The organism is Pseudoduganella sp. (assembly GCF_041914865.1).
Classification (GTDB): Bacteria; Pseudomonadota; Gammaproteobacteria; order Burkholderiales; family Burkholderiaceae_D; genus Rugamonas.
Genome location: NZ_JAYSCO010000061.1, coordinates 26094 through 33644 on the forward strand (window position 1 = coordinate 26094; position 7551 = coordinate 33644).

At 65.0% G+C, this 7551-nt stretch carries 5 protein-coding genes; 4 read left to right on the top strand and 1 reads right to left on the bottom strand.

Translation table 11 applies throughout. The annotated features are described in order from the left end of the window. The first annotated feature begins 30 nt into the window (after positions 1-30). The 4 genes from ACE3TQ_RS22080 (at position 31) to ACE3TQ_RS22095 (ending at position 6858) form a co-directional block, all read left to right on the top strand. On the top strand, positions 31-1962 hold the full coding sequence (locus tag ACE3TQ_RS22080) for a DUF1302 domain-containing protein (protein ID WP_374585051.1): 1932 nt from the start codon (positions 31-33) through the stop codon (positions 1960-1962). A 21-nt stretch (positions 1963-1983) separates the two neighbouring features. Then, positions 1984-3327 (top strand): DUF1329 domain-containing protein, encoded by a 1344-nt coding sequence (locus ACE3TQ_RS22085; protein WP_374585052.1) that lies wholly within the window; start codon positions 1984-1986, stop codon positions 3325-3327. Between the two features lie 82 nt (positions 3328-3409). Then, complete coding sequence (locus ACE3TQ_RS22090) at positions 3410-4492, top strand: WD40/YVTN/BNR-like repeat-containing protein (protein WP_374585054.1); 1083 nt, start codon at positions 3410-3412, stop codon at positions 4490-4492. After that, entirely contained in the window at positions 4489-6858 is a 2370-nt protein-coding gene (locus tag ACE3TQ_RS22095) for an RND family transporter (RefSeq protein WP_374585056.1), read from the top strand. Before ACE3TQ_RS22090 ends, ACE3TQ_RS22095 begins: the two co-directional genes overlap by 4 nt. A gap of 81 nt (positions 6859-6939) precedes the next feature. Here ACE3TQ_RS22095 and ACE3TQ_RS22100 read toward each other — a convergent pair whose 3' ends face one another. After that, entirely contained in the window at positions 6940-7389 is a 450-nt protein-coding gene (locus tag ACE3TQ_RS22100; protein ID WP_374585057.1) for a DUF2147 domain-containing protein, read from the bottom strand. Positions 7390-7551: the final 162 nt, after the last annotated feature.

Below are 7551 nucleotides of genomic sequence, written 5' to 3' on the forward strand. Positions count from 1 at the left end.
GCTGTACATAAACCCAAAGGAGACACAAGGATGACGAGGAAGTACAACCGTACCATGGCCCTGGCTGTGGCGGCGGCGCTGGCAACCCCACTGGCGCACGCAGACACCTTCACCACCGACAACGGCCTGGAAGGGCGCTGGTCCCTCAGCGCTTCGATCGGCCAGAGCATCCGCATGAAGGATGCGGACAAGAACCTGATCTCGACCGTCAACGGCGGCACGGCCGGCGCCGGCGCCGACGACGGCAACCTGAATTTCAAGAAGCATGACGCCTATTCCACCGTCGGCAAGCTGACCGGCGAACTGGAACTGAAGGGCGACACCTACGGCGTGTTCCTGCGCGGCTTTGCCTGGTACGACTACACGCTGAAGAGCCACAGCATGCCGCACGGCCATTACAACAATGGCTTCAAGCCCGGCATGGAGCTGAACGACGACGGCTTCGACAAGCTGTCCACCTTCGACGGCGCGGCGCTGGCCGACGCCTACGTGTTCGCCAACTGGGACCTGGGCGGCAAGCCGCTCAGCGTCAAGCTGGGCAACCAGGTGATCAACTGGGGCGAGAGCCTGTTCGTGCCGGGCGTGAACGCCATGGGCGCGTTCGACACCAGCGCGGCGCGCCGCCCGGGCGCCCAGGTCAAGGAAATCCTGCGCCCGCAGCCGTCGCTGATGGCCAATATCGGCCTGGGCAACGGCCTGTCGGTGGAAGCGTTCTACACCATGCGCTGGCGCCAGAACGTGGTGGACGGCTGCGGCACCTTCTGGTCGGCGGCCGACTCGCTCAACTGCGACAACGGCACCGTGCTGTTCGGCGACGGTACGCGCCTGAACGACCAGGGCCAGTACGACGGCCGGCCATTCCTGGCCGCGCTGCCGGCCGCGCTCGACCCGGTGCTGGCCTCGCTCGGCCTGTCGCGCGCCATGCCGCTCAATTTCCGCATGACTACCGCGCCGAAGATCAAGCCGAAGAACTCGGGCCAGTTCGGCCTGTCCAGCCACTACTTCGCGGAATCGATTTCGACCGACTTCGGCGTCTACTTCGCGCGCTACCACAACCACTCGCCGATCGTGTCGGTGATCAAGCAGCCGTCGGCCCTGCCGTCGGTCTGGTCGGGCCGCCTGGCGCAGCTGGTGAAGGCGGTGCCGGCGCTGGCCGGTTCGCTCGGCACCCTGGGCGTGCTGCCGGCCGGTAATATCGTGTGGGACTACAGCGCCGAGAACATCAAGACCCTGGGCCTGTCGGCCGCCACCGAGGCGGGCGGCTTCTCGCTGTTCGGCGAAATCTCGCGCACCAAGGATATCCCGGTGCAGATCAACGCCATCGACATGCTGATCGGCACCGCGCTGGGCATCGGCCCGCAGGCGCACTGGGGCGCCATCGCGCGCGACCCGAACAAGCCGACCGGCTATGTGCTGCATGGCTACGACCGCAAGGACAAGACCCAGGCGCAGTTCTCCTTCATTCGCCAGTTCCCGCAGGTGCTGGGCGCCGACTCGCTCACCGTGCTGGGTGAAGTGGCCGGCCAGAAGTGGAGCGGCATCGGCGACCCGAACACCAGCACCCGCTATGTGCGCGGCTTCGGCTACAACTTCGGCCCGACCAAGGCCCTGGGCGGCACCTGCGGCCCGGCCGGCATCCAGCCGAACGCCTCCTACTGCGAGAACGAGGGCTACGCCACCAGCAGCGCCTGGGGCTACCGCCTGTCGGCCGAGATGCTGTTCCCGAACGCGATCGCCGGCGTCAACCTGAAGCCGCGCGTGTTCTTCTCGCACGACGTGCACGGCTACGCGGCCGACAACCTGTTCGTGCAAGACCGCAAGACCCGCAGCGTCGGCCTGCGCGCGGACTACAACAACCGCTACTACGCCGACATCAGCTACACCAGCTATAACAAGAGCGCCAAGTACGACCAGTTCCACGACCGCGACAACATGTCGTTCGTGATCGGCGCCAACTTCTAATAGAGACATAGGAGACACTGCATGAAAATGATGAAGCAAAGCTTGCTGGCCGCAGCGCTGGCGTGCATCGCGGGCAGCGCCATGGCCGGCCTGTCGCAGGCCGAAGTGGACCGCCTGGGCAAGGACCTGACCCCGGTCGGCGCCGAGAAGGACGGCAACAAGGCCGGCACCATCCCGGCCTGGACCGGCGGCATCACCAAGGCGCCGGCCGGCTTCGACCCGAGCAAGGGCTACGCCGACCCGCTGCCGAACGAAGCGCCGCTGTACACCATTACCGCGGCCAATATGGACAAGTACAAGGATGTGCTGGCGCCGGGCCAGATGGAAATGCTGAAGCGCTATCCGAGCTACAAGATGAATGTCTACAAGACCTACCGTACCGCGGCCTACCCGCAGAACGTGTACGACACCGTCAAGTCGGAAGCCTCGAAGGCCGAGCTGACCGGCGGCGGCAACGGCGTGACCGGCATCGCCCGCACCACCGTGCCGTTCCCGATCCCGAAAACCGGGGTGGAAGTGATCTGGAACCACCTGATGCGCTACCGCGGCGGCACCATCGAGCGCCACACCGCGGAGTTCCCGGTGCAGACCAACGGCGCCTTCACGCCGGTGACCCGCACCGAGAAGGTGGCTTTCGCGCAGGGCATGGCCAATCCCGAGCCGAACCGCCTGCTGTACTACATGGCGACCCTGACCGGCCCATCGTCGGTGGCCGGCGACGCGCTGCTGGTGGTCGACCCGCTGGACCAGGTGAAGGAATCGCGCCTGGCATGGACCTACAACCCGGGCCAGCGCCGCGTGCTGCGCGCGCCGAACGTGGCGTATGACTCGCCGGGCCAGGGCTCGGACGGCCTGCGCACCACCGACGACTACGACGGCTTCAACGGCGCGCCCGACCGCTACGACTGGAAGCTGGTGGGCAAGAAGGAGATGCTGATCTCCTACAACAACTACAAGCTGACCAACAAGGCCAACAAGTACGCCGACATCGTGCGTCCGGGCCACATGAACCAGGACCTGGTGCGCTATGAACTGCACCGCGTGTGGGTGGTGGAAGCGACCCTGAAGAAGGACAAGCGCCACATCTACGCCAAGCGCGTGTTCTACGTGGACGAGGACAGCTGGCAAGTGGCCCACACCGACGCCTACGACGGGCGCGGCGAACTGTGGCGCGTGCACGAGATCGGCGGCATCCAGTACTACGACGCCGTGACCCACTATTTCGCCAACGAAGTGTTCTACGACCTGCAGGCCCGTCGCTACCTGCTGTCCGGCATCTCCAACCAGGAGAAGCCGATGAAATTTGGTGTGAAGCTCGACCCGTCGAACTTCACGCCAGATACGCTGCGCCGCTCTTCCAACTAAGAGTGGTGTAGCGGGTTTGGGGGTGTCTCTTTGGGCGCACGTCTTTGACCAGGCGGTGCGCCCTTTTTTTCGCAGGAAGAGCATGAATAAAGTTCTGATACAGGCTGGCGCCGCCCTGCTGGGCGCACTGGCGGTTTTGCCGGCTGTGGCGCGCGACCCGCTGCAGACGCCGGCGCGCATGTCGGCGCGCGCGCCGAAGGCCATGCTGACGGCGCTGGCGCTGGCCGGCCAGCGCACGGTGGCGGTGGGCGAACGCGGCATCATCCTGGTGCGCGACGGTAACGAGAAGGCGGCCTGGGCCCAGGCCAAGGTGCCGGTGTCGGTCACGCTGACCGACGTGACGTTTGCCAACGGGCGTGACGGCTGGGCCGTCGGCCACGATGGCGTGATCCTTTCCACCAATGACGGCGGGGCGCAGTGGACCACCCGCTTTGACGGCAACAAGGCCAACACCCTGATGCTGGCCGACGCCAAGGCCGCCGTGGAGAAGGCGCAGGCGGCCGGCGGAGACAAACTGATGGACGCCGAGAACGCGCTCGGCGATATTGAAGCGGCGGCCAAGTTCGGCCCGTCGCGCCCCCTGCTGGGCGTATGGTTCCGCGATGCCAAAACCGGCTACGCGGTCGGTGCATACGGCCAGGCCTTCCGTACCACGGACGGCGGCATCAACTGGACTTCCATGGGCGCCGGCCTGCCGAACCCGGAAGGCCTGCACTACAACGCCATCGCGGGCGGCCCGGGCAACCTGCTGGCCATTGCCGGCGAGGGCGGCTACATCTACCGTTCGCTGGACGGCGGCAACGCCTGGCAACGCATCGAGACCGGCTACAGCGGCCAGCTGTACGGCATCCTGTTCACCGGCCGCAGCATGCTGGCCTACGGCTTCGGCGGCCACGTGTTCCGCAGCGAAGACGGCGGCGCCACCTGGCGCGAAACGCCGGCGGTGACGAAAAAGAGCCTGGTGGGCGGCGCCGTGCGCGGCGCCAGCATCGTGCTGGCGGCGCAGGACGGCGCGCTGCTGCAAAGCGACGACGACGGCGCCAGCTTCCGCGTAGTGCGCCAGGGCGATGCCGTGGCCACGGCCGGCATGCTGGCCCTGAACGGCACCGTGCTGCTGTCGGGCATGGGCGGCGTGCGCGCAGCCAGCCTGGAGGGCGCCAAATGAACCGCGATAACGACAAAGCCTGCAAAGTCGCCGAGGACGGACACCAGCGCTTCACCTCGATCGAGCACTGGCTCGAGCCGCGCCTGTTCCGCTACCGCTTCATCATCATGCTGGCCTTCCTGCTGGCGTCGGCGCTGTTCGCCTGGCAGGCGGCGCTGCTGAAACCGGACGCCAGCTTCCAGAAGATGGTGCCGGCCACGCACCCCTTCATCGCCAACTACCTGAAGTACGAGAACGAGTTGCGCCCGCTGGGCAACAACATCCGCATCGCGGTGGAGGCGAAGAACGGCGACATCTACTCGAAAGAGTACCTGGACACCTTGAAGGCGGTGACCGACGAGGTGTTCTACATCCCGGGCGTGGACCGCGGCAACCTGAAGTCGCTGTGGACGCCCAACGTGCAGTGGATGGAGGTGACCGAGACGGGCCTGAACAGCGGCCAGATCATCCCGCAGGGCTTCGACGGCTCGCCGGCCATGCTGGACGAGGTGCGCGCCAACGTGGCGCGCTCGGGCCGCATCGGCAGCCTGGTGGCGGCCGACCAGAAGTCCACCATCGTCCAGGTGCCGCTGCTGGAGATCGACCCGGACAAGGGCACCAAGCTCGATTACGGCCTGTTCTCCGAGCGCCTGGAAAAACTGGTGCGCGAGAAGTACGAAGCGCAGGGCGTGAAGATCCACATCGTCGGCTTTGCCAAGGTGGTGGGCGACCTGATCCACGGCGCCAAGGCGATCGGCATGTTCTTCGCCATTACCTTCGTCATGACGGTGGTGCTGCTGCTGTGGTATTCGCGCTGCTGGAAATCGACCCTGGTGACGGTGTTCTGCTGCTCGCTGGCGGTGATCTGGCAGCTGGGCATCGTGCGCATGCTGGGCTTCGGCCTGGACCCGTACTCGATCCTGGTGCCGTTCCTGACGTTCGCCATCGGCGTCTCGCACGCGGTGCAGAACATCAACACCATGGCCACCGAGCGCCTGTCCGGCAAGACCGACATGGAGACCGCCAAGCTGACCTTCCGCCAGCTGTTCATCCCGGGCACCATCGCGCTCCTGTGCGACGCGGTCGGCTTCTCGACCCTGCTGGTGATCGAGATCGGCGTGATCCGCGAGCTGGCGATTTCGGCGTCGGTCGGCGTGGCGGTGATCGTGCTGACCAAGATGTTCCTGCTGCCGATCCTGATGTCGTACGTGGGCGTGACCGACGCCTGCCTGCGCCACCAGGCGAAGAAGGCGCAGAGCGACCACCGCTTCATGCACATGCTGTCGCGCTTTGCCGAGCCGAAGTTCGCCAAGCTGGCCGTGCTGGGCGCGCTGGCGGTGTTCGCCACCGCCTTCGTGCTGAACCGCGACCTGAAGATCGGCGACCTCGATCCGGGCGCGCCGGAACTGCGCGCCGACTCGCGCTACAACCGCGACAACGCCTACATCACCAGCCACTATTCGACCAGCTCGGACGTGTTCGTGGTAATGGTGAAGACGCCGGCCGGCGAGTGCGGCGCCTACCCGACGGCGGAAGTGGTGGACCGCTTCCAGTGGGAGATGGAGAACGTGCCGGGCGTGGAGTCCAGCACCTCGCTGTTTACCATCCAGAAGAAGATCATCGCCAACGTCAACGGCGGCAGCCTGAAATGGCAGGCGCTGTCGCGCAACCGTTTCGTGTCGAACTCGGCGCAGCGCATGATCCCGTCCGAGCTGTATAGCAACGACTGCTCGATGCTGCCGGTGCTGCTGTTCCTGTCCGACCACAAGGCCGACACCCTGACCCGCGTGGTGCAGGCGGCGCAGGCCTTCGCCAAGGAGAACAACTCGCCGCAGGCGGAGTTCATCCTGGCGGCCGGCAACTCGGGCATCGAGGCGGCCACCAACATCGTCATCAAACAGGCCGAACCGATGATGCTGGCGCTGGTGTACGCGATTGTGGCGCTGCTGGTCTGGTGGGAATTCCGCTCGCTGCGCGTCACCATCTGCATCATGGTGCCGCTGTACATCACCTCCGCGCTGTGCGAAGCCATCATGGCCCAGCTGGGCCTGGGCGTGAAGGTGGCGACGCTGCCGGTGATTGCGCTGGGTATCGGTATCGGTGTCGACTACGGCATCTATATCTACAACCGCCTGCAATGCTTCCTCGACCGCGGCATGGCGCTCAAAGAAGCCTACTTCGAAACGCTGAAGACCACCGGCGTGGCGGTAGCCCTGACCGGCGTCACCCTGGCGCTGGGTGTGCTGACCTGGGTCTGGTCCGACATCAAGTTCCAGGCCGACATGGGCCTGCTGCTGATGTTCATGTTCCTGTGGAACATGGTGGGCGCGATCATCATGATCCCGGCCCTGGCCTCGCTCCTGCTCCCGCAGAAGAAGGCCGCATAAACAAACGCGGCGCCCTGGAAAAGGCGCCGCGTCTTGGGGTCGACCCTGCGGGTCGGCCCCCGGTTTCCCGGTTCCCCGGTGTTATTCCTGCCTTACCCAGGTCTGCGAGCGGCCCAGCAAAGGCACGCCGATATAGCCGCGCACCTCCAGCTTCTTGCCGCCATCCGCGACCTTCAGCTTGCTCTTATAAACCTTGCCATTATCCGGATCGAGGATCTCGCCGCCAGCATACTCCTGGCCATCCTTTTTCAGCCCGCTCATGAACACCATGCCGATAATCGGCTGGTTCTTGCGCGCATCGGTGCACTTGTCGCACACCGGATTTTGCTCCTCGCCCGGAGCGCGGAACAGCTTTTCGATTTTGCCCTGCACCACGCCATTCTCTTCGGTGATGCGGATCAGGGCCTTAGGTTTGCCGGACACGTCGTCAATGTTTTTCCACAAGCCGACAGGGGAAGGATCTTGGGCAAATGCAGGAGCGGCAGCCATCAAGGCTGCCGCTGCCAGCGCCACTGTGCGGGTTAAGCGCATGGGGGTGTCTCTTTTTAGTTTGAGGGTGAACCAGTGTAGCGCAGCTCATGCGACGAAAGCGCACGATCATGCGTTTTTTGAGTGTTGCCTCTAATTCAGGCGAAATGAAATTCGGGGTCAGGTCTGACAATCGGACAAATGGTGCCCAAGGGCACCATTTGT